The organism is Lentzea sp. NPDC058450, assembly GCF_042721395.1.
In the GTDB taxonomy this organism is placed as follows: domain Bacteria; phylum Actinomycetota; class Actinomycetes; order Mycobacteriales; family Pseudonocardiaceae; genus Lentzea.
Genome location: NZ_JBHXLO010000044.1, coordinates 18767 through 37854 on the forward strand (window position 1 = coordinate 18767; position 19088 = coordinate 37854).

Sequence of the window (19088 nt, forward strand, 5' to 3'; positions counted from 1 at the left end):
TAGGCCGATCAGGTGGCGGAGTCGTCCACGTCCACTGGCTGAGACTGTGTTAACACTATTGCTTCAGTGTTGATCGAAATTGAGTTGCCGGTGGTGGCAGGGTTGATCTACATGGGGAACGAGAACGACGTGCAGGCGCTCCGACGAATGTCCGGGCTGGTCACGCCGATGGTGCTCAGAGTGGCCGTGACCTTGGGTTTGCCGGACCGGCTGAGGGACGGCGGGGCGGTCGGGGAGGACACGGCCGGGGACGCCACCGCGGTGGCCGCGCTCGCCGCCGAACTGGGCGTCGACGCGCAGGCTCTGGACCTCCTCCTGGCCCATCTGACCGCTCTCGGCGTGACCGAGAGAACAGCCGCCGGCTACCGCATCACCGACTTCGGCGCCCTGCTGTGCGCCGACGCGGGCAACGGCCTGCACGGCTTCCTGCATCAGGACTCCCCGGCGGGCCGCGCCGACCTGGCGTTCGCGGACCTGCTGCACAGCGTCCGCACCGGCGAGGCGGCCTACGAGGTCCGCTACGGCCAGGGTTTCTGGGCCGACCTGGCGGAGCGGCCGGACCTGCGCGGCGCGTTCGACCGTCAGATGAACCACCGCATGGCCGCCTGGATCCCGCGGTTGGTGGCGGCGACCGACTGGTCGCGGTTCGGCACGCTCGTCGACGTCGGCGGTGGGAATGGCCGGACGCTGGCCGCGATCCTCCAGGCGAACCCCGGGATGCGCGGCCACCTCGTCGATCTCGCGGAGACGGTCGAGGGAGCGGCGGAGATGTTCCGCGAACGAGGGCTCGAGGCCGAGGTGACCGGGGGCAGCTTCTTCGACCCGCTGCCCGCCGGGGACACGTACCTGCTGGTCGACGTTCTGCACAACTGGGACGACGAGAAGGCTCACGAGATCCTGGCGCGTTGTGCCCAGGGCACCAGAGTTCTCGTCGTGGAGTCCCTCGGCGAGAGCACGGAGTTCGACCTCGTCATGCTCGTGCACTTCGGCGGGCGGGACCGAGGGCTCCACGACCTCGAACAGATGGCCGCACGGCACGGACTCGCGTTGGAGTCCGTGACTCAGGTGAACGGGCGCAGCCTGCTGGAGTTCACTCGCTGAGCGCGGCGATCCGTTCCTGCGCCTCGGCGAGGTCGTCGGCGGTCGGCGCGTCGTCCTGGGTGAGCGTCCGCCGCCAGTAGCCGGAGAACTCGATGTCCTTCTTGGACACTCCGCGGCCGACGAAGTGCCTGCGCAGCGCGCGCACCGCCGACGCCTCGCCGCCGAGCCACACCCAGACGTCCGCCGGGACGTCCTGCGCCGTCACGACCGAGACCAGGTCCTCCCCGGCACTGCGGTGCACCCACCGCACGCCGGGGACGTCCTGTTCCTCCGCCGGGTCCGCGACCTCGACGAACACCAGCCGTTGCTGCGCCGCGGGCAGGAGTTCGAGGAGGGAGGCGATCGCGGGCAACGCCGTCTCGTCGCCCGCGAACACCAGCAGCTCGGCTTCGCCCAACGGCCGGGCGTAGTCGGGGGAGGGGCCGAAGCGGCCGATCACGTCCCCGACCTGGGCACTGCTCGCCCACCGCGAGGCCGGGCCGTTGGCGCCGTGCAGCACGAAGTCGATCGTCAGCACTTCGTCGGCCAACTCACGCACGGTGAAGCTGCGCATCCACGGCCGTTCGTCGTCGGGCATGGCCAGGTAGGCCTGGTACCAGGTGCCGACGTCCGGGGCGTCCGAGACGTGCGCCGACCCGCCTGGCTGGGGGAACAGCAGTTTGAGCTGCTGGTCCGGCCAGGTGCCGATCTCGGCGAGGCCGGGGCCGGTGAACGTCATCCGGGTCATCCGCGGGGTGAGCGGGACGACCGAGGTCACCGTCAGCAGGCTCATGACAGGTACTCCTTCAGGTGCCGGGCGGTGAGGGTGTCCGAAGTGGACACGAGGTCTCCCGGCGTGCCGGAGAAGACGACCTGGCCGCCGTCGTGGCCGGCGCCGGGACCCAGGTCGACGATCCAGTCGGCGTGGGCCATGACGGCGAGGTGGTGCTCGATCACGATGACGGTGTTGCCGGCGTCGATCAGCTGGTCCAGCAGGCCGAGGAGCTGGTCGACGTCGGCGAGGTGCAGGCCGGACGTGGGTTCGTCGAGCACGTACGTCGACGCCTTCTCGGCCATGTGGATGGCGAGCTTGAGCCGTTGCCGTTCGCCGCCCGACAACGTCGTGAGCGGCTGGCCGAGCGAGAGGTACGGCAGGCCGACGTCGTGCAGGCGGCTCAGCACGGCGTGCGGCTGGCCGGACGGGAAGAAGTCGCGGGCGTCGGCGACGGACATGCCGAGCACCTCGCTGATGTTCTTGCCGCGCAACGTGTAGCGCAGCACCTCGGGGGTGAAGCGCTTGCCCTCGCACTTCTCGCAGACGGTGGCGACGCCCGCCATCATCGCGAGGTCGGTGTAGACGAGCCCGATGCCCTTGCAGTTCTCGCAGGCGCCTTCGGAGTTGGCGCTGAACAACGCGGCCTTCACGCCGTTGGCCTTGGCGAACGCCGTGCGGACCGAGTCGAGCAGGCCGGTGTAGGTGGCGGGGTTGGACCGGCGCGAGCCGCGGATGGGGGACTGGTCGACCGTCACGACGTCCGGGCGGCCGCGCAGCGAGCCGTGGATCAGCGACGACTTGCCGGAGCCCGCGACGCCGGTGACGACGGTCAGCACGCCGAGCGGCAGGTCGACCGAGACGTCCTTGAGGTTGTTGGTGCGGGCGCCGCTGATCGGCAGGAAACCCCTGGGGGAGCGGAACTCCGGGCGCAGCTTGGCCCGGTGGCCGAGGTGGCGGCCGGTCAGCGTGCCGGACGTGCGCAGGCCCGCGACGTCGCCGGTGTAGCAGACGTGGCCGCCGTGGACGCCCGCGCCGGGGCCGAGGTCGACGACGTGGTCGGCGATCTCGATGGTCTCCGGCTTGTGCTCGACGACGAGCACGGTGTTGCCCTTGTCCCGCAACCGCAGCAGCAGGTTGTTCATCCGCTGGATGTCGTGCGGGTGCAGGCCGACGGTCGGTTCGTCGAAGACGTAGGTGATGTCGGTGAGCGAGGAACCCAGGTGGCGCACCATCTTCACGCGCTGCGACTCGCCGCCGGACAGCGTCGCCGACTCGCGGTCGAGCGACAGGTAGCCGAGGCCGATCTCGACCAGCGAGTCGAGGGTGTCGCGCAACGTCGCCAGCAGCGGCGCGACCGACGGGTCGTCGATCGAGTGCACGAACTGCGCGAGGTCGCTGATCTGCATCGCGGAGCAGTCGGCGATGTTCACGCCGCGGATCTTCGCGCTGAGCGCGGCCTCGTTCAGCCGCGCGCCCCGGCAGCTCCCGCAGGTCGCGAACGTGACGGCCTTGTCGACGAACGCGCGGACGTGCGGCTGCATCGACTCGCGGTCCTTCGACAGGACCGTGCGCTGGAGCTTCGCGATCAGGCCGTCGTAGGTGACGTTGGTGCCGTTGATGTTCAGCTTCGTCGTCGGCTTGTAGAGGAAGTCGTGCAGTTGTTGCTCGGTGAACGTCGAGATCGGCTGGTCGATGGGGTAGAGGCCGGAGTTGGCGAGCACCTGCCAGTACCAGGTGCCGACGCCGTAGTTGGGCGCGTCGATCGCGCCGTCGTTCAACGACTTCGAGCGGTCGACGATCGCGTCCACGTCGATGGTGGTGACCTTGCCGAGGCCCTCGCACTCGGGGCACATGCCCTCGGGCAGGTTGAAGCTGAACGCGCCGGACGTGCCGACGTGCGGTTCGCCGAGGCGGCTGAAGACGATCCGCAGCATCGTGTGCGCGTCGGTGGCGGTGCCGACGGTGGAGCGCGAGTTCGCGCCCATCCGCTCCTGGTCGACGATGATCGCCGCGCTCAGGTTGTGCAGCGCGTCCACGTCCGGCCGGCCGATCGACGGCATGAACGACTGGAGGAACGCGGTGTAGGTCTCGTTGATCATCCGCTGCGACTCGGCCGCGATCGTGCCGAAGACCAGCGAGGACTTGCCGGAGCCGGACACGCCGGTGAAGACGGTCAGGCGGCGCTTGGGAACGTCGAGCGACACGTCCGCGAGGTTGTTCTCCCTCGCGCCGCGCACCTGGATCAGGTCATGGCTGTCCGCGACAGCGTTCACAGTTCCCCCGGTTTGATTCTTTATGCCGTAAAGTATGCGGCCGTCGAGGTTACTTTACGTTGTAAGGAGTCGCAACCGTGGTCGTCTACGCAGGTCAGGGTGACCCGCGCCGGTCCATCGAGCTGCTCTGGCGCGCGAGCGCGGCGCCGGAGCAACGACCCGGTCGCAAGCCCGGCCTGAGCGTGGACCTGATCGTGGACGCGGCCGTCGAGGTGGCCGACGAGCAGGGCATGGCGTTCTCGATGCGCGCCGTCGGCGAACGGCTGGGCCGCACCGCGATGGCGCTCTACACGTACGTGCCGGGCAAGAACGAGCTGGTCGACCTCATGTACGACCGCGCGATGGCCGAGCTGCCGACGACCTACGACCTCGGCGACGGCTGGCGCGCGGCCGTCGCCGCGTGGGCTCAGGACCTGTGGGAGTGCTACGCGCGCCATCCGTGGGTGCTCCAGGTGTCGCAGGCCCGCCCGGTCCTCGGCCCGCACGAGTTCGCGTCGATCGAGGCGCTCGCCGCGATCCTGGTGACCACCGGGCTGCCCGGCCGTCAGCTGCGCGGCATCACCGGTGCCCTCACCTACTTCGTGCGCGGCGCGGCCCAGACCGTCGCCGAGGCGCGGGCCGCCGGGGGCGAGACCGGTGAGGGCGACGAGGAGTGGTGGTACGCGCGGTCGGCGGTGCTGACGGAGATCGAGCCCGACCTGGCGAAGAAGTTCCCGATGCTGCACGTCCTGGAGAGCGACCGCGACCCGGTCGATCCATCGTTGCCCTATCTGGAGAACGACGCCCTGGAGAACTTCCGCGGCGGGTTGAAGGTGCTTCTCGACGGCGTCGAGGGCGCTGTGGCAAAACCGTGACAAACCCCGGACGTGACCGGCACATGGGCTCGGTGAGATCGTGCCCATGGCGATCGGGAGAGTTGTAGTCGCGGTCGTGTGCGCCCTCGTGCTGACGGCACCGAGCACGGAGGCCGCCCCCGCGCAGGACGAACACAGCCCCACGACGATGACCATGACGTACGAGGCGGACGGCCTCGTCGGCGTGGTGCACGCGCCGCGAACCCTCGTCGGCGCACTTCCTTTGGTGCTGACCAGCGACATCTCGGCGCGACCACTCGTGCGGCAGGGCGCCGTCGTGGTGGTCGTGCCCGACCGTTCCGCGCTGCCCCGGCATCGCGAGCTGTGGCGTGAGCTGAGCGACGGCACCGGGCCGTTGGCACAGCGGTTCGCTGGCTTCGCGCGCCATGTCGTTGTGGCAGAACCGTGACAGCGTCCTCACCGGACGCCCACAAGTTCCCGATGGGATCGGCACATGGCAATCGGAAAAGCCGCGGCCGCCGTCGCGATGGCGATGGTGCTGGCCGCCCCGACCTCCTCGGCGGCTCCGGACTACGGCCCCGGCGTGAGAAAGGTCGAGTACTCGCTCGGTGAGCGGGCATTTCAGGTGCCCGGCTTTCACAGCGAGCCAGGAGGTCCGGTCGCGGACCTCGAGCTCACCGCGGTCGTGCACGCGCCGCGCACGCTCGTCGGCAAGCGCCCGCTGGTGCTGCTCGCGCACGGGTACTGGCAGCCGTGCCGCGGCGACCAGTGGGTCTGGCCGTGCCCCGGCGGCGACGCGTTCCCGAGCTACCGGGGGTACGACTACCTCGCAGAAGAGCTGGCGCGGCAGGGTTTCGTGGTCGTGTCGGTGAGCGTCAACGGCGTCAACGCGGGCGAGATGGGCGAGATCGCCGACGTCGCGCGGGCGGCCGTGATGAGCAAGCACCTGGAGATGTGGCGCGACCTCAACGACGGCAAGGGGCCGCTGGCGGGGAAGCTGCAGGGGTTCAGGGGTCACGTCGACCTGACGAACGTCGGCACGCTCGGCCACTCACGTGGTGGCCGTGGCGCGGTCTACCAGGCGTCGGACAAGCACGTCGGTGAACTGCCGAAGGGCGTGCGGATCAGGGCCGTGCTGCCGCTCGCGCCCGCCGACTACTACGCGCCGGACCCGGAGGCTCCGGAGAACCTCGACTACCGGATCACCAGGATCCCGTTCGCGGCCATGACCGGCAGTTGCGACGGCGCGGTCAGCGGCACGACGTTCATCGAGAACGCCAAGGGCCGCAACGTCGTGCCGATCCACGCCGTGACACCGAAGAACGCCAACCACAACTACTTCAACACCGAATGGTCCTACGAGAACGACAGCACGTGCGCGGACCGGGCGCTGACTCCTGAACAGCAGCGGCGGATCGCCACGACCTACATCCCGGCGTTCTTCCAGCAGTACCTCAACGGCCGGAAGAACCCCATCGTCGGCAACGGCTTCCCGGGCGTCGACGTCGTGACGCATCAACCGATCGGTTAGGCCTCGTCGAGACCTTCGGGGGACGTTTCCCCCTTCCGCCACTGCCAGTGTGGTGTGCGGAAGGGGGAAAATTCCATGCTCAGAACCACCGCGCTGCTCACGGCAGCGCTAGTAGTGCTGACCGCGTCACCCGCCACCGCCCACGGCAGCGGCGACTGGTCCGGTTGGCAGAAGGACCTCAACGGATCGCGCCACGCCGCCGGGGAGTGGCGGCTCAACGCGGGCAACGCCTCGAAGCTCAAGCTGAAGTGGGCGTTCGCCTACCCCAAGGGCGTGTACAACGGCGTGCGCAGCCAGCCCGCCATCGTGGGGGACACCGTCTACTTCGGTGGCCCCGACGGGAAGTTCTACGCCCGTGACGCGCGCACCGGGCGGGCCAGGTGGGAGTACGCGCTCCCCGCCGCCGACCGGTACGCGTTCAACTCCGACAGCCCTACCGTCGCCGACGGGAAGGTGTTCTTCGGCGACAGCGCCAGCCGGTTCTTCGCGCTCGACCAGCGCACCGGGCGCCTGAAGTGGCAGGTGCAGCTGGATCCCGGCATCGCCTCGATCACCACCAGCTCGCCGATCGTCCACAACGGACTGGTGTACGTCGGCACGTCCAGCTCCGAGAACGTGCTGCCGAACACGCACGACTGCTGCACGTTCCGCGGTCACATCGACGCGTTCGACGTCGACACCGGTGCGCTGGTGTGGCGGCACTACACGGTGCCCGAGCCGGTGCAGGTCGGCACGTGGCCCAACGGCGCCAAGCGGTTCGAGCCGTCCGGCGTCGGGGTGTGGAGCTCGCCGGTGATCGACCGCAGGACCGGCACGCTCTACGTCGGCACCGGCCAGAACTACACCGGCAAGGGCGGTGAGTTCGACTCGCTGCTCGCGCTGAACGCCCGCACCGGCGCCGTGAAGTGGACCAACCAGGTCACCGACGCCGACACGTGGCGCGGCGCGTGCAACGAACCCGACGCCGAGGGCTACTGCCCCGGGCTGAAGGACGGCACGAACCTCGACTACGACATCGGCGCCACGCCCAACCTCTTCACCGTCAACGGCCGTCAGCTCGTCGGTGTCGGCCAGAAGTCGGGCGTGTACCACGTGTTCGACGCCACGACGGGGCAGGTCGTGTGGCGCCGGCAGCTCGGCGTGCCGTTGCCCAGCGGTGGCATCTCGGGCATCCAGTGGGGGTCCAGTTTCGACGGCAAGCGGCTCTACATCGCGACCTACTACGCCGATCCCGGCACGTTGTTCGCGGTGGATCCGGCCATCGGCAAGGTGTTGTGGCAGACGCCGGCTCCGGCTGACGGCTGCTCGACGGGTGGCGCGGCCGGACAGCCCGGCTGCTACCAGGCGCACGGCCTGCCCGTGTCCAGCTCACCCGGCGTGGTGTGGCTGGGCGCGCTCGACGGCAAGTTCCGCGCGTACGACAGCAGGACGGGCAGGATCCTCTGGTCCTACGACACCATCCAGGACGTCCGCGGTGTCAACGGACTGACCGGGCGCGGCGGCACCATGGCCGGACCCGGGGCGGGCGCGGTGATCTCGGACGGCATGGTCTACGTGCAGTCCGGCTACTCGTCGGGCTACACGAACCCGCACGGGTCGGTGCTACTGGCCTTCGGCCTGTAGCTTCGCGCGCACCTGGTCGGCCGAAAGTCCCGCCTGCGTGCGGAGTTCGGCCGACCGCTGCCACGCCTCCCGAGCCAGCTCGGCGTCACCCGCCGCCGCGTGGGTGTCGCCGAGCTGTTCGTACGAGCCTGCCTCCAGCGGGATGTCCCCGCCGAGGCGGAACAGCTCCGACGACCGCGTGTACGCCTGCGCCGCCTTCGCGTGCTCGCCCAGCCCCAGGTAGCCGGTGCCCAGGTTGTCCCACGCCTCGGCCTGGCCGATCAGGTGGTCCATCTCCTGCCACATCCGCATCGCGCGCTCGGCGTACTCGACCGTCCGCGCGTACTCACCGAGCTTGCCGTGGCCCCAGGCGAGGCCGGTCAGCGCGTTCGCCTGGCCGTAGGCGTCGCCGACCTCCTCGTACAACGCGAGCCCGCGCCGGGTGTGCTCCAGCGCCTCCTCGATCCGGTCGTCCGGGCACAGCATCGCGATGTTGAGCAGCACCTCCGCCTGGCCCGCCGGGTTGCCCTCGTTCACGTCGAGCGCGCGGCGCAGCGCGGCGGTGGCCTCCTCCGGGCGGCCCATCCGGCTCAGGCTGCGGCCGAGGTTGATCAGCGACCGGCCCAGCCCGTCGGTGTCGCCGAGCCGTTCCACGGCGGCGACCGCGAGTTGTTGCGAGGTGAGGAGATCGCGGTAGCGGGCCTGCCGGTCGAGCGCGTCGGCGAGCGACCAGCCCATCAGCCACGTCTGCTCCGGCGTGCCGTGCGGCATCGCGGCCATCAGCGTCGGGTGCTCGGCCATGAGCCACGCCAGCGCTTCCTCGTGCGTGCCGAACCGTTGCACGATCACCCCCGGCGCGGGGCCGGGCGTGGCGGGCCGGCGCCTGCTCGGCGTGTACTCGACGCCCGCCTCCACGCCGGTCAGCGCCAGGTGGTCGAGCAACCGGTGCAGCGCGTCCTCCCGCTCGCTGTCGAGGGCGAGCTCGGCGGCGTAGTCGCGCAGCAGGTCGTGGCAGGTGAACCGGCCGGGCTCCGGTTCGTCGATCAGGTTGGCGCGGGCCAGTTCCGCGAGCAGCTCCCCGGTCTCGCCGAGGGGGGTGCCCGCGAGCGACGCGGCGCCGGCGCGGCTGATGTCCGAGCCCGGCATCAGGCCGAGCAACCGGAACAGCCGCAGCGCGGGCGGGCTCAACGCCTTGCAGGAGTGGGAGAACACCGAGCGCAGGTCCGCCGTGACGTCATCGTCGTCGGCGAACGCGTCGAGGTCCGCCAGTTCGTCGGCGAGGGCGGCCAGCGGGAACTCCGGCTGCGTCGCCGCCCGTGCCCCGGCCACCGCGAGTGCCAGCGGCAGCCGGGCGCAGCGGCGGACCACGGTGTCGACGGCGTCCGGTTCGGCCCGCGCCCGGTCGTGCCCGATCCGCGCGGCCAGCAGCTCGCGGGCGTCGTCGGGCGGCAGCAGGCCGAGCGGCAACTCCTTGGCGTAGTGGGGTTTCAGCGTCGTGCGGCTGGTGATCACCACGTGCGCGTGCGGCGTGCGCGGCAGCAGCGGTTCGACCTGCTCGGCATCCGTGGCGTTGTCCAGCAGCATGAGCACCCGCTTGTCCGCGAGCGCGTCCCGCAGCAGCGCCGACTGCCCGGCGAGGTCGTGCGGCACCTGCGCTCGCGGCACGTCGAGCGCCGCGAGGAACCGCAGCACCGCGTCGCCGGGACTCACCGCGGCACCGCTCGGGCCGAAGCCGTGCAGGTTCACGTACAACTGGCCGTCGGGGAACCGCTCCGCCGCCCGATGCGCCCAGTGCACCGCGAGCGAGGTCTTGCCGACCCCGCCCGTTCCGGTGATCACCACGACGCCGGTCGGCAGCTGGTCGAGCTCCGCGAGCTCCGTCGCCCTGCCGGTGAACGGCTTGGGTGCGGCCGGCAGCTGACGCGGCGCCGAGGCGGCCTGCAGCCGCCGGTGCAGGGTCGTGAGGTGCCGCGACGGCTCGGCGCCCAGCTCGGTCGCGAGGTTCTCCCGCACGACCTCGAAGTGCCGCAACGCTTCCGGCGCGCGTCCGCTGCCGTGCAACGCCTCGATCAGCTGCGCGGCGATCCGCTCGTCGAGCGGGTGTTCGGCGGCGAGCGCCTGGAGCTCGGGCACCAGCGTCGCGTGCTCGCCCGCCTCCAGCCGCGCGTCGACGTGGGCGAGCCGGGCGGCGAGCACCTCGGCCGCGAAGTCCGCCCGCAGCCGCACCGCCCACGGAGTGTCCAGTGTGGACAGCGGCTCGGCCTGGGCCAGCGCCAGCGCCTCCGCCGTCCTGCCCGTGCGCACCAGGTGCCGGAACAGGTGCAGGTCGATCTCCAGCGGATCGACCCGGACGACGTACCCGGCGCCCACGCGTTCGATCAGGCCGGGCAACGTCTGCCGCACCCGCGTGAGCCAGGTCTGCATCAACGCGCGGGCCCGCGGCGGGGGAGCGGCCCCCAGCACCCGTTCCACCAGGTCGTCGGCGCTCACCACCTGGCCCGCCCCGGCGAGCAGCACCCCGAGCAGAGCACCGGGGCGCGTCGGGCCGAACTCGGTGACGTGACCGTCCACCCGAGCCGTGACGCCGCCGAGGACCGTGAACCGCACGGTGATCACCGTAGCCGTTCCCGCGTGCCGTGTTCGGGGTGACCGCTTCCGCCCGCCGTGAACCTCACGTGATCACACTATCCTCACAAAAGAAAAGCCTGTCGCAGTTCCTCCGCCATCAGCTCCGGAACCTCCAGCGCGGCGAAGTGCCCGCCCCGCGGCATCTCGGTCCAGCGCACGATGGCGTGGTTGCGCTCGGCCATCCGCCGGATCGCCACCCCGACGTCGTGCGGGAACACCGCGACCGACGTCGGCGTGTCCGACGGCGGCTCCAGTTCGCCCCACGTCTCGTCACCCTCCTGGTAGTAGCGCGCCGACGACCCCGCCGTCCGGGTGAACCAGAAGATCGAGGCGGTCGTGAGCAGTGCGTTGAGAGGTACCCCGATCTCCGGGTCGCTCCACGTGTGGAACGCCCACTCGATCCACTCCAGTTGAGCCAGCGGTGAGTCGGTGAGCGCGTGGGCGACCGACTGCGGCCTGGTGCTCTGCATCGACACGTACCCGAACTGCTCGTACTCGTACCGGAAGGCCTTCTCCACGGAGAGGCGCTCGGCCTCGACGCTCATGTCCGCCGTCTCCTGGGTGACGCCGGCGGAGAAGATCTGGTTGACGTGGATGGCCTCGACGGTCTCGCGCAGCCCCAGTTCGCGGGTGAGCTTGGCGCCGTAGTCGTAGCCGTGGGCCAGGTACTTGTTGTAGCCGAGGCGGTGCATGAGCTCCGCGAACATGCCCGCGACCCTGGGGATGGTCCAGCCGAGTTCTGTGGTGGGGCCGGGGAAGCCGAAGCCCGGGACCGACGGGATCACCAGGTGGAAGTCGTTCGTCAGTGGCTTGATCATGTCCTGGAACGCGAAGCAGGTCGTGGGCCAGCCGTGGGTGAGGATGAGCGGCTTCGCGTTCGGGTTGGGGCTCTGCACGTGCAGGAAGTGCAGTGGCGTGCCGTCGATCTCGGTGACGAACTGCGGGATCTCGTTGAGCTCGCGTTCCTTGGCGCGCCAGTCGAAGTTCCGCCACTGCTCGACGAGGGTCTTCAGGCGCTGCTGTGGCGTGCCCTGGGCCCAGCTCGCGCCCTCCGGTTCGATCGGCCAGCGGGTCTGGTCGAGGCGGCGGTGCAGGTCGTCGATGTCTTCCTGCGGGATGTTGATCTCGAACGGCTTCATGGTCGTGGACGCTATTGGGCCTGTAGGACAGATATGGTCCTACAGTGTCCTCGGCCCGGTTGTTGAAGTTGCTCGGTCTGCTGCAGGCGCGTCGTGAGTGGTCCGGCGCGGAGCTCGCCTCGCGGTTGGGCGTCACCACGCGCACGGTGCGCCGTGACGTGGATCGGTTGCGGTCACTCGACTATCCGGTGCACGCGTCGATGGGCACCTCTGGTGGTGGGTACCGGCTCGGGTCCGGTGCGCAGTTGCCGCCGTTGCTGCTCGACGACGACGAGGCGGTCGCCGTGGCCGTGGGGCTGCGCACGGCCAGTGGCATCGAGAACATCGGTGAGACGGCCGTGCGCGCGTTGCTCAAAGTCGAGCAGGTGCTGCCTTCCGCTCTGCGGCACCGTGTGGCGGCTTTGGAGATCTCGACCGTGCCGTTCACCGGGTCGGCGCCTGTCGTGGACGCCGCTGCGTTGCTGGCGGTCGGCACCGCCTGCCGCGACCGGCAACTCCTGCGGTTCGGCTACGTCGGGCACGCGGGCGTTTCGTCGGAGCGCGAGGTCGAGCCGCACCGGCTCGTGACGTGGGGCCGGCGGTGGTATCTGGTGGCCTGGGACGGTTTTCGGGCGGACTGGCGGACTTTTCGGCTCGATCGGATGAGCGTGCGCACTCCGTTCGGTGCGCGCTTCACGCCGCGTGAGATTCCGGGCGGCGACGCGGGGGCGTTCGTGGCCGCGCGGGTGGCCGATCGGTGGCCGGTGCAAGGTGTGGTGCGACTGAGCGTGCCCGCTGCTGAGGCCTTGGAGTGGCGCAGCTACGGCGAGGTTTTGGCTGTGGACGAAACGTCGTGCCACGTGCGCGTCGGAGGCGAGACGATGGACGACGTGGTGTTCATGCTGGCGAGCATCACGGTCGAGTTCGAGGTCGTGTCACCGCCGGAGCTGTCAGAGGCGCTGGTGCGCGCCGCCGCCCGATTTCGCCGGGCGGCGAAGTTCTAGAGAATTTCTCAGGGTCCTGACAGCAGACTCCTAGGCGCACGCGGCTTAGTGGAGGTCAGGGAGGTCCGCCATGCTGATCGATCGCACCATGCCACTGGGCGCCGCGCTCACCGTGACCCACGCGTCCGACCGCGGCCCGCGCGCCTACAACGCCGACGCCTTCGCTGTCGGGCGCCGCACGTTCGTCGTCGCCGACGGGGTGGGGGATTCTGCTGTTGCGGCCGAGGCGGCCTGGGCTGCTGCCCGTGCCGCGGCCCTTCTCGTTGATCCGGTCGCGGCTGTGCTGGCTGCTCGGGATGCGTTGCAGGTTCACGCCGGCGATGCGGTGATCGTTGTCGGGGTGGCTCGGGTCGAGGGCGGGTTCGACGTTGCCTGGGCCGGCGATGCTCGGGCTTATGGCTTTGACGGGTCGGAGCTCGTGCAGCTGACTGTTGATCACACTGTGGCTGAGTACTTCCGGGCTCGTGGGGTTGGGTTTGAGCCTCGGATGGAGCACGTGGTGACCAACACCGTTCGGCATGCGACTGCGTCGAATGTCGGGCGGGCGTTCACTCGGGCTTCTCGGTTGGCCCTGGTTTCCGACGGGGTTTACGGGCCGTTGGGGCACGAGGGGATCGGGGCGATCCTGTCCGGGCAGGGGTCGGCCGATCGGTTGGTGCGGGCGGCGCTGTACGCGCGGGGAACGGACAACGCGACGGCGCTCGTCGTCAGCTGACCTTGCGGCGCTTCCTGCTCGCCTCGACGCTGCGTTGCAGAGCGTCCATGAGGTCGACGACGTCGGTGGACTCCTGCGGTTCCGCCTCGGGCTTGACCTTGCGGCCCTTCTGCTTGGCCTTGATCAGCTTGTTGATTTTTTCGGTGTAGGTGTCCCGGTAGTCCTTCGGGCGCCAGTCGTCGGCCATGGACTCGACGAGGCTGATCGCCATGTCGAGTTCCTTGCCTCGCGGGGCCCGGTTGGGCGGGGTCACGTCGAGGACGTCCTTCGGGGCGCGGATCTCGTCGGCGAAGAAGAGGGTGTGGACGGCCAGGACGCCCTTGTCCTCGGTCATCGCGGTCAGGTACTGCTTGCCGCGCATGACGAACATGGCGATGCCGGCGCGGCCGGTCTTCTTCATCGCCTGGGCCAGGAGTTGGTAGGGGCGGGCGAAGTCCTGCTTCGCCGGGCCCAGCCAGTAGGTCTTCTGGAAGTGGACCGGGTCGATCTCGTTCGCGTCCACGAACGCTTCTATGTCCAGGGTTCGGCTGCGGCCCGGGGCGATCTCGTCGAGTTCCTCTGGTTCTATCAGGACGTACTCGCCGGACTTGGTCTCGTGGCCTTTGACGATCTTGTCGTAGGGGACTTCGCGGCCTGTGCGTTCGTTGACCCGTTTGTAGCGGATTCGGTCGGTGGTTCCTCGTTGGAACTGGTTGAAGTGCACGGTGTGGTCTTCGGTGGCGCTGTACAGCTCCACCGGGATGCTCACCAGGCCGAAGCTGATGGATCCGCTCCAGATCGCCCTTGCCATGGTCGGGCGGGTACCCGCTTTTGCCCGGTCTTTAACGTCACCTTTGTGGGGTGGTTGGGTTTGGGCGCAAAGACGAACTGCGGACGAGTGTTGGTTGCGTCATCGCCGCTGGCGCGTCGATAGAGATTGGGGCTTGACTTCGGGGCCCTTGCGAGGCGCTGATCGGCCGGAAAAGGCCGGGCTGAAAAGCGCCCGGCCGAGCTCGAGAAGCTAGCACCTCGCACCCAAAGTCAAGCCCCAATCTCAAGCGTGCGTGGTTGCGTTTGTGCAGGTACGTCACGTCATTACCGGTTGCCGTGATGAGCCCAGGAGGGACGCCTCGCCTTCGGCATTGCGTTGAGGTCTGGTAGCTCGGCTGCGCCATTGCGTTCGCGCGCTCGTACGGGCTCGCCTTCGGCTTCGCATCACCTAAAGCCATTGGTACCCGGCAAGGCCTCACCCGTCTTGGCTCACCACCGACCCACGCGCCCCGCCACCACGCCCCGACCACTGCCGCTTGGCCACCTCGCTGTGTGTCGCCTACTCGTCCAGCAGGCGCAGGCCCTCCTGTGCCCAGGCGATGCGGGTCCTTGCGACGGCCGCGTGGCCCGCGAAGACGTGTGCCTTCAGGCGGGCCATGCGGTCGTGCTGGTCCGGTGGGCGTTTGGTCATGCGTTCGCGCAGGAGTTCGGTGTCCTTGGCCAGCAGGCGGGCCTGGTGTGCCTCGGCGTGGTCGAGGGCCTCTTCCTGTTCGCTGATGAACTCCTTCAGCACTCGCTTCGCCGACTCGGCTGGGACCAGGTCGAAGTAGAGGGCTTGTACTTCCAGGGCGTCGCGGGAGGGAGGGATCGGTAGTGGTGTGCCGATCCACTCCTTCAGTTCCGCCAGGCCCGCGGGGGTGATGGTGTAGACGGTGCGGGTCATGCGGGTGCCGCGTTGTTGTTCTTCGCCTTGGATGAGGCCGTTCTCTTCCATCTTCTTGAGGGCCGGGTAGATCTGGCTCTGCGGGGCCGACCACACCCACCTCGTGGAGGCCCCGAAGAGTTGCGTGAGCTCGTAGCCGCTCATCGGCCTCGCTTCGAGGACGCCCAGCAGGACGTGAGGAAGAGACATGTATCGATATTAACGTTCGGGGCGCTACGAGGTGATGCGCATGGTGATGGTCCTGGCCTCGGTGAAGAACTCCTTGCTGTAGGCGCCGCCTTCGCGGCCCAGGCCCGAGTCGCCGAAGCCGCCGAACGGGGCGCGGAGGTCGCGCACGAAGAAGCAGTTCACCCACACGTTGCCGCTGTTCAGGGTCGAGGCGACGCGGTGGGCTCGGTGGAGGTTCTCGGTGAACACCATCGCGGAGAGGCCGTACGGGGTGTCGTTGGCGAGCTTCACCGCCTCGTCCTCGGTGGTGAAGGGCGTGATGGTGACGATCGGGCCGAAGATCTCCTCGCGGAGGGCCGCGGCGTGGGGTGGTGGGTCCAGGACGATGGTGGGCCTGACGAACCAGCCCGGTGCGGTGCCGCCGCCCAGGAGTTTCGCGTGGCCGTGGGCTTCGGGGTCGAGGTAGCCGGTGACTTTGCGGTAGTGCTCCTCGCTCGCGAGCGGGCCCAGGCGGGTCGTGGGGTCTTTCGGGTCGCCCAAGGACAAAGCGGCGGCCGCGGTGGCGAAGCGTTCGGTGAACTCGTCGTAGATGCCTTGGTGGACGTAGAGGCGTGAGCCCGCGAGGCAGACCTGGCCCGCGTTGCCGAAGGCGGCCTCCAGCGACCAGGACAGGGCGTTGTCCAGGTCGGCGTCGTCGAAGATCAGGTTGCAGCCCTTGCCGCCCAGTTCGAAGCTCACCGGGGTCAGGTTCGCGGCGGCGGCGCGGGCGATCGCCCTGCCCGTGCCGGACTCGCCGGTGAAGGTGATGCGGTCCACGGCCGGATTCGTGGTGAGGGCTTCGCCCGCCGAGCCGGGGCCGTAGCCGTGCACGACGTTGAAGACGCCTTCCGGGATGCCCGCCTCCAGGGCGAGGCGGGCCAGGAGGTAGGCGGAGTGCGGGGTGTCCTCGGCCGGCTTGAGGACGACGGTGTTGCCCCAGGCCAGTGCGGGGGCGACCTTCCAGGTTTCCAGCATCAGCGGGAAGTTCCACGGGGCGATGGCCGCGACCACGCCCGCCGGGGCGTGCTGCACGAAGGTGTGGTGGCCGGTGGCGGACGGGAGGTGCTGCGACTCGGAAAGCCTGGCGTGGTCGGCGAAGAAGCGGAAGTTCAGGGCCGAGCGCGGGACGTCCTTGGCGGTGGCGGCGGTGATCGGCTTGCCCATGTCCTGGGTGTCGGCCAGCGCGAGGTCGGCGGTGTGGGCGTCCATCAGGTCGGCGAGGCGGTGCAGGAGCTTTCCGCGTTCCTCGAACGACATGCGCGGCCACGGGCCCTCGTCGAACGCCTTGCGGGCGGCCCGCACGGCGAGGTCGGCCTCGTGGGCGCCGCCCAGGGCCACGGTCGCGTACGGCTGCTGGGTGTAGGGGTCCACGTCGTCGAACGTGGCGCCGTCGGCCGAGTCGACCTCGGCGCCGCCGATCACGTGCTTGATGCTCTTCATCGCTCCTGCTCCCGTTCCTGCAAGGTCTTCCCGCCCGCGCTCCAGTGCTGGGGCGGGACTTCGGTCAGCAGCACCCGGACCTGCTCGTCCCGCACGCCCAGGCTGTCGCGGGCCGCCTCGTGGACGGCCCGCAACGCCTTGCGGAGGGTTTCCGGGTCACGGCCCTGGGCCACCTCGATGCGTACGATCGGCACGGTTCAGCTCCCCACCGTCAGGCGGCCCAGGTGGGTGAACTCGACGGACACCGACATCTCCAGCGGCACCGCGTCCGTCACGCCTCCGGTCAGCACGATCCAGCCCGCCTCGATGCGCTTTCCCCGGCGTCCCAGCGTGTTCGCGGCGAGCGCAAGCGCTTCCGCGGGGTGACCTTGGACGGCCGCGCCGGTCGCGGTGTGCACAATGGACGAACCCGACGACAGCACGCAGCCCTCCAGGGCGAGGTTCAGGTCGCCGGGGGAGCGGTGGACGCTGCCGGTCACGAACGCGCCGGAGGAGGCGTTGTCCGCGACCACGTCCGGGAGCGTGAAGCGGAAGTCCCGGTAGCGGCTGTCGATGATCTCCAGGCCCGCGAGGACGCTGTCCACCGCGCTGATCGCCGTCGCGGCCGTCACGCCGGGGCCGGACAGCCTGCGCCCCATGACGAACGCGATCTCCGGCTCGACGCGCGGGTGGATGAGCGGCGGTGCCGGCACGCCCTGCGGGAGTGCCATCGCGTCGGTCAGCCACGCCACCAACGGCGAGTCGACGTTCATGCGTTGCTGCTTGGCGCGCGAGGTCAGGCCGAGCTTCACGCCGATCAGCGCTTCGCCGCGGGTCAGCCGCAGGCGCAGCGTCTCGTCCTGGATGGCGTAGGCGGTGTCGAGGTCCAGGTCGGGCCAGGTGTCGGTCAACGGCTCGCCGTCGACGCGGTCGTCCTCGCGCCGCAGCAGTTCCGCGGCGGCGCTTTCGACGGTCTGGTTCACGCGGGGGCTCCAGCCAGTTCACGGGTGCGGGGGAACGCCGCCACGGCGGCCGCGCCGAGCACGGCGACCACGGCGAAGAAGTAGAAGTTCCAGCCGGCGCCGAGGCTGGAGTCGATGATCAGGCCGCCGACCGCCGGGCCGAGGATCGCGCCGAGGCGGCCGACGCCGAGCGCCCAGCCGATGCCCGTCGCCCGCACACCGGCCGGGTACGACCTGGTCACGTGGGCGTTGATCAGGTGCATCGTGCCGATCGTGCCGTAGCCCGCGACGGCGATCAGGACGTAGATCGCGACCTGGCCGGGGTTCGTGCTCAACGCCGCCGCGCAGATCGCGGCCAGGGCGAACGAGCCGAGGATGACCGGCTTCGCGCCGTGCTTGTCGGACAGCCGCCCGCCGAGCAGCGCGCCGACGACCGAGCCCAGGTTGAACACCAGCAGGAAGCTCAGCGCGGACCCGAGCGGGTAGCCGGAGGCGCGCATGATCTCGGGCAGCCACGTGTTCAGGCCGTAGACCAGCAGCAGACCGCAGAAAGACGCCAGCCAGAACAGGATCGTGCGGCGCAGGTACGGGCGCTGGACCAGCGTGCGCACCCCGCTGCGGGCGTTGTCGGACGGTGCGGGCACCGGGACGCCGATCCGGGCTGCCAGCTTCTGGGCCTCGTCCTGGCGGCCGCGGGAAACCAGGTACTCCAACGACTCCGGCAGGTACTTCCACGCCAGCGGCAGCACGAGGACCAGTGGCGCGGCGCCGATCAGGTACATCACCCGCCACCCGGCCGTGGGCAGCAACGGGATCGCGAGCGTCGCGGCCATGATGCCGCCGATCGCGTAGCCGGACTGCATTGCGGCGTAAGTGAAAGCGCGGTGCTTCTCGGCCGCGTACTCGATCGTCAGCGTGGCCGCCGTCGGCATGAGCCCGCCCAGGCCGATGCCCGCGAGGAACCGCAGCACCAGGAACGTGTCGGGGTCCTGGGCCAGCGCGCAGGCCGCCATCAGCACGGAGAACCAGGCGACGCTGAACAGGAACGTCCGGCGCCTGCCCCACCGGTCGGTGAGCGTGCCGACGAGCAACGCGCCGACCAGCATGCCGACCAGGGCGGCACTGCCGATCGTGCCCGCCTGCGCCGCGCTGATGCCCCACTCCTCGCGCAGGGCCTTGATGGTCGTGCCGTAGACGACGAGGTCGTAGCCGTCGAAGGCGAGGGCGAGACCGCATAAGACGATGATCAGCAAACGCATGACGGCT

17 protein-coding genes are annotated in these 19088 nt (G+C 69.8%); 7 read left to right on the forward strand and 10 right to left on the reverse strand.

Annotated elements, in window-relative coordinates; genetic code table 11:
- Nucleotides 1-66 precede the first annotated feature (66 nt).
- A complete protein-coding gene (locus tag ACFWNN_RS41460) occupies nt 67-1101 on the forward strand; it encodes a methyltransferase (RefSeq protein ID WP_382445467.1) in 1035 nt (344 codons plus the stop codon).
- Here the strand turns inward: ACFWNN_RS41460 and ACFWNN_RS41465 are convergent.
- Together ACFWNN_RS41465 and ACFWNN_RS41470 are read right to left on the reverse strand one after the other, a co-directional pair.
- A complete protein-coding gene (locus ACFWNN_RS41465; protein WP_382445468.1) occupies nt 1091-1873 on the reverse strand; it encodes a siderophore-interacting protein in 783 nt (260 codons plus the stop codon). The two genes, ACFWNN_RS41460 and ACFWNN_RS41465, sit on opposite strands and share 11 nt — an antisense overlap.
- Nucleotides 1870-4128: an ATP-binding cassette domain-containing protein gene (locus ACFWNN_RS41470; protein ID WP_382445469.1), complete on the reverse strand. Its 2259-nt coding sequence runs from the start codon at nt 4126-4128 to the stop codon at nt 1870-1872. The genes ACFWNN_RS41465 and ACFWNN_RS41470 overlap by 4 nt, the downstream gene beginning before the upstream one ends.
- Nucleotides 4129-4205: 77 nt before the next feature.
- Between ACFWNN_RS41470 and ACFWNN_RS41475 the strand changes: the two genes are divergently transcribed.
- The 4 genes from ACFWNN_RS41475 (at nt 4206) to ACFWNN_RS41490 (ending at nt 8097) form a co-directional block, all read left to right on the forward strand.
- Nucleotides 4206-4982 (forward strand): TetR/AcrR family transcriptional regulator, encoded by a 777-nt coding sequence (locus ACFWNN_RS41475; RefSeq protein ID WP_382445470.1) that lies wholly within the window; start codon nt 4206-4208, stop codon nt 4980-4982.
- Between the two features lie 46 nt (nt 4983-5028).
- Nucleotides 5029-5391, forward strand: coding sequence for a hypothetical protein (locus tag ACFWNN_RS41480; RefSeq protein WP_382445471.1), 363 nt, complete (start codon nt 5029-5031; stop codon nt 5389-5391).
- A gap of 45 nt (nt 5392-5436) precedes the next feature.
- The gene (locus tag ACFWNN_RS41485) at nt 5437-6474 is read left to right on the forward strand and encodes a hypothetical protein (RefSeq protein ID WP_382445472.1); all 1038 of its coding nucleotides are present in this window, start codon (nt 5437-5439) and stop codon (nt 6472-6474) included.
- A 75-nt stretch (nt 6475-6549) separates the two neighbouring features.
- Nucleotides 6550-8097 (forward strand): PQQ-binding-like beta-propeller repeat protein, encoded by a 1548-nt coding sequence (locus ACFWNN_RS41490; RefSeq protein ID WP_382445473.1) that lies wholly within the window; start codon nt 6550-6552, stop codon nt 8095-8097.
- Here ACFWNN_RS41490 and ACFWNN_RS41495 read toward each other — a convergent pair.
- Nucleotides 8077-10683, reverse strand: a complete 2607-nt coding sequence (locus tag ACFWNN_RS41495) for a tetratricopeptide repeat protein (protein WP_382445474.1) — start codon at nt 10681-10683, stop codon at nt 8077-8079. The genes ACFWNN_RS41490 and ACFWNN_RS41495 overlap by 21 nt on opposite strands.
- Before the next feature lie 83 nt (nt 10684-10766).
- Nucleotides 10767-11843, reverse strand: coding sequence for an epoxide hydrolase family protein (locus ACFWNN_RS41500; RefSeq protein WP_382445475.1), 1077 nt, complete (start codon nt 11841-11843; stop codon nt 10767-10769).
- 44 nt (nt 11844-11887) lie between these two features.
- Between ACFWNN_RS41500 and ACFWNN_RS41505 the strand changes: the two genes are divergently transcribed.
- Together ACFWNN_RS41505 and ACFWNN_RS41510 are read left to right on the forward strand one after the other, a co-directional pair.
- Entirely contained in the window at nt 11888-12826 is a 939-nt protein-coding gene (locus tag ACFWNN_RS41505) for a helix-turn-helix transcriptional regulator (RefSeq protein ID WP_382445476.1), read from the forward strand.
- 70 nt (nt 12827-12896) lie between these two features.
- Entirely contained in the window at nt 12897-13541 is a 645-nt protein-coding gene (locus ACFWNN_RS41510; protein WP_382445477.1) for a PP2C family protein-serine/threonine phosphatase, read from the forward strand.
- Here the strand turns inward: ACFWNN_RS41510 and ACFWNN_RS41515 are convergent.
- From ACFWNN_RS41515 to ACFWNN_RS41540, 6 genes are all read right to left on the reverse strand, one after another.
- The gene (locus ACFWNN_RS41515; protein ID WP_382445478.1) at nt 13534-14331 is read right to left on the reverse strand and encodes a Ku protein; all 798 of its coding nucleotides are present in this window, start codon (nt 14329-14331) and stop codon (nt 13534-13536) included. The genes ACFWNN_RS41510 and ACFWNN_RS41515 overlap by 8 nt on opposite strands.
- A 519-nt stretch (nt 14332-14850) precedes the next feature.
- Complete coding sequence (locus ACFWNN_RS41520; RefSeq protein ID WP_382445479.1) at nt 14851-15423, reverse strand: PadR family transcriptional regulator; 573 nt, start codon at nt 15421-15423, stop codon at nt 14851-14853.
- Between the two features lie 24 nt (nt 15424-15447).
- Nucleotides 15448-16881: an aldehyde dehydrogenase gene (locus ACFWNN_RS41525; protein WP_382445480.1), complete on the reverse strand. Its 1434-nt coding sequence runs from the start codon at nt 16879-16881 to the stop codon at nt 15448-15450.
- Entirely contained in the window at nt 16878-17075 is a 198-nt protein-coding gene (locus tag ACFWNN_RS41530) for a 4-oxalocrotonate tautomerase family protein (protein WP_382445481.1), read from the reverse strand. Before ACFWNN_RS41530 ends, ACFWNN_RS41525 begins: the two co-directional genes overlap by 4 nt.
- Nucleotides 17076-17078: 3 nt before the next feature.
- The gene (locus tag ACFWNN_RS41535; protein ID WP_382445482.1) at nt 17079-17843 is read right to left on the reverse strand and encodes a 2-keto-4-pentenoate hydratase; all 765 of its coding nucleotides are present in this window, start codon (nt 17841-17843) and stop codon (nt 17079-17081) included.
- Nucleotides 17840-19081 (reverse strand): MFS transporter, encoded by a 1242-nt coding sequence (locus ACFWNN_RS41540; protein ID WP_382445483.1) that lies wholly within the window; start codon nt 19079-19081, stop codon nt 17840-17842. The genes ACFWNN_RS41535 and ACFWNN_RS41540 overlap by 4 nt, the downstream gene beginning before the upstream one ends.
- Between the last annotated feature and the right edge of the window lie 7 nt (nt 19082-19088).

What these genes read in the sequence shown, in the direction of transcription:
- ACFWNN_RS41465 (WP_382445468.1), bottom strand. Translation starts at nt 1,873, where the DNA reads ATGAGCCTGCTGACGGTGACCTCGGTCGTCCCGCTCACCCCGCGGATG.
- ACFWNN_RS41480 (WP_382445471.1), top strand. Translation starts at nt 5,029, where the DNA reads ATGGCGATCGGGAGAGTTGTAGTCGCGGTCGTGTGCGCCCTCGTGCTG.
- ACFWNN_RS41485 (WP_382445472.1), top strand. Translation starts at nt 5,437, where the DNA reads ATGGCAATCGGAAAAGCCGCGGCCGCCGTCGCGATGGCGATGGTGCTG.
- ACFWNN_RS41490 (WP_382445473.1), top strand. Translation starts at nt 6,550, where the DNA reads ATGCTCAGAACCACCGCGCTGCTCACGGCAGCGCTAGTAGTGCTGACC.
- ACFWNN_RS41500 (WP_382445475.1), bottom strand. Translation starts at nt 11,843, where the DNA reads ATGAAGCCGTTCGAGATCAACATCCCGCAGGAAGACATCGACGACCTG.
- ACFWNN_RS41510 (WP_382445477.1), top strand. Translation starts at nt 12,897, where the DNA reads ATGCTGATCGATCGCACCATGCCACTGGGCGCCGCGCTCACCGTGACC.
- ACFWNN_RS41515 (WP_382445478.1), bottom strand. Translation starts at nt 14,331, where the DNA reads ATGGCAAGGGCGATCTGGAGCGGATCCATCAGCTTCGGCCTGGTGAGC.
- ACFWNN_RS41520 (WP_382445479.1), bottom strand. Translation starts at nt 15,423, where the DNA reads ATGTCTCTTCCTCACGTCCTGCTGGGCGTCCTCGAAGCGAGGCCGATG.
- ACFWNN_RS41525 (WP_382445480.1), bottom strand. Translation starts at nt 16,881, where the DNA reads ATGAAGAGCATCAAGCACGTGATCGGCGGCGCCGAGGTCGACTCGGCC.
- ACFWNN_RS41540 (WP_382445483.1), bottom strand. Translation starts at nt 19,081, where the DNA reads ATGCGTTTGCTGATCATCGTCTTATGCGGTCTCGCCCTCGCCTTCGAC.